We start from the raw sequence: 1,555 nt of genomic DNA on the forward strand, positions 1-1,555 counted from the left end.
CCGCTCGACGTCGCGCCGCACGCTGCGCGTCGTGACGCCGAGCCGCTCCGCGAGCTCCGCACCGGTCCACACGGGACGCGATTGCAGGAGGTTGAGCAGGCTGAGGACGCGTTGGGTCGTGTCTGCCATGGAACTATGATCGCCCGCTCTGCGGACAGTTCCTGTCCTCAACTCGCCGAGGCCTTGTGTGGATCCAGAGTCGAGATATATCGTGACTTCATCAACGCGTTATATCTCGAAATCCAGCGGACCGACCCTGTCCTCATCGGCGAGGACACTGGACGTGGGACAGGGGAAGAGACGAGCGAAGGGGACCACACATGAGCAGCATCGCGGGACAGAGCCAGCTTCACCGAACGACGGCGGCAAGCCCCACCCAGGCGCGCCACGAGGGGCGTGTCGCGATATATCGCGAATCCGGGGCGCGGCGGGCGCTCAGCTCACTGCGCGCGGCCTGGCGCCGCGGGGCGGAGCTCTCGCGCGCCATCGACGAGGCGAAGGACACGGCGTGGCAGGCACCTGACGGCCCGAGCCACCGCCTCCTGGGCTAGGGGCCTGGGCTAGGGGCCCGGATTAGAAGGCCGGGCTTGGCTAGACAGAGCAGCGGGGGCTCAGCCGAACCACGCGAGCAGCCCCCGCCAGAGCCCCACCACGACGCCTCCGCCGAACACAGCCCCCGCCAGCAGCTGGGCGAGGGTGTGGGCGCGGAGCACGAGCCGGGACCAGATCACGGCGGGCACCAGCATTAACACCGGCCACCAGGCCGCACCGAAGAGAAACAGGAGCGAGACCGCCGCGGACGTGATTGCCGCGGCGTGACCGCTGATCTTCCAGAAGAGGCTCACGAGGGCCAGCAGCGCGATCCCGCCCACGAGGGCGAAGACCATCGCCATGACGCTGGCCGGCGCGTGCAGCAGGCCGAGGAGGCCGAGCCCCGCGAGCACGATCACGAGCGAGAGCCCGAGGACCGGGCCGCGCTGCCGGCGATCGCTCACGTGGTGGTCGGTGACCTTCCCCGCGCGCACGAGCGCCACGAGCACGAGGAACGGAACCCCGCACGTGAGGACGGCCGCGACAAGCCCGAACCAGAAGGTGCCCGGAAAACCGGGGCTGCCGGCCGGGCTCAGCAGCATCATGATCGCGACGACAATGGGTGGCTGCAGCGCCTCCGTGATCGCGCGCGCGGCCGCGTAGCTCCCTGAACGCCCCCACACCACGCCGCCAGTTTGCCACAGGGCGGCCGGGCGCCCGCCGATGTGCACGCACATGACGGGCCCCCGAGGCTGCTTGGCTTCCCTACTCGGCGTCCGCGAGGACGAGCTCGACGACCGCGCCGAGCAGCCCCGGTTCGACGTCGAGCCCCGACAGCCCCGCGACGACGGCCGCGGGCGACTGGCCCGAGGTCACGCACGAGAAGATCTTCCCCTTGACGGCGATCTCCGCGTGGACGTCGTCGAGGAGGCGTTCGACGGCGCCGACCGTGCGGTTGCGCGCGAGGGCAAGGCCGCCCTCGGCAGTGAGCGTGAACCCCGCGGCAGCGTCGACGTCCTCAACC

The 1,555-nt window shown here is 70.5% G+C and carries 4 protein-coding genes; 1 reads left to right on the top strand and 3 read right to left on the bottom strand.

Annotated elements, in window-relative coordinates; all coding sequences use genetic code 11:
* Positions 1 to 129, bottom strand: a 129-nt coding sequence (locus ACLN58_RS22015) for an HTH domain-containing protein (protein WP_415857344.1), incomplete at its 3' end; no start/stop codon positions are given.
* 191 nt (positions 130 to 320) lie between these two features.
* Between ACLN58_RS22015 and ACLN58_RS22020 the strand changes: the two genes are divergently transcribed.
* Positions 321 to 551, top strand: a complete 231-nt coding sequence (locus ACLN58_RS22020) for a hypothetical protein (RefSeq protein WP_415857341.1) — start codon at positions 321 to 323, stop codon at positions 549 to 551.
* A 60-nt stretch (positions 552 to 611) separates the two neighbouring features.
* On the opposite strand, the gene ACLN58_RS22025 is transcribed toward ACLN58_RS22020, so the two are convergent.
* Together ACLN58_RS22025 and ACLN58_RS22030 are read right to left on the bottom strand one after the other, a co-directional pair.
* Complete coding sequence (locus ACLN58_RS22025) at positions 612 to 1,268, bottom strand: phosphatidic acid phosphatase (RefSeq protein WP_415857342.1); 657 nt, start codon at positions 1,266 to 1,268, stop codon at positions 612 to 614.
* Positions 1,269 to 1,296: 28 nt separating this feature from the next.
* Positions 1,297 to 1,555, bottom strand: a 259-nt coding sequence (locus tag ACLN58_RS22030; protein ID WP_415857343.1) for a hypothetical protein, incomplete at its 5' end; no start/stop codon positions are given.

The sequence above is a fragment of the Sinomonas sp. G460-2 genome, from assembly GCF_047759905.1.
Classification (GTDB): Bacteria; Actinomycetota; Actinomycetes; order Actinomycetales; family Micrococcaceae; genus Sinomonas.

What these genes read in the sequence shown, in the direction of transcription:
- ACLN58_RS22020 (WP_415857341.1), top strand. Translation starts at nt 321, where the DNA reads ATGAGCAGCATCGCGGGACAGAGCCAGCTTCACCGAACGACGGCGGCA.
- ACLN58_RS22025 (WP_415857342.1), bottom strand. Translation starts at nt 1,268, where the DNA reads ATGTGCGTGCACATCGGCGGGCGCCCGGCCGCCCTGTGGCAAACTGGC.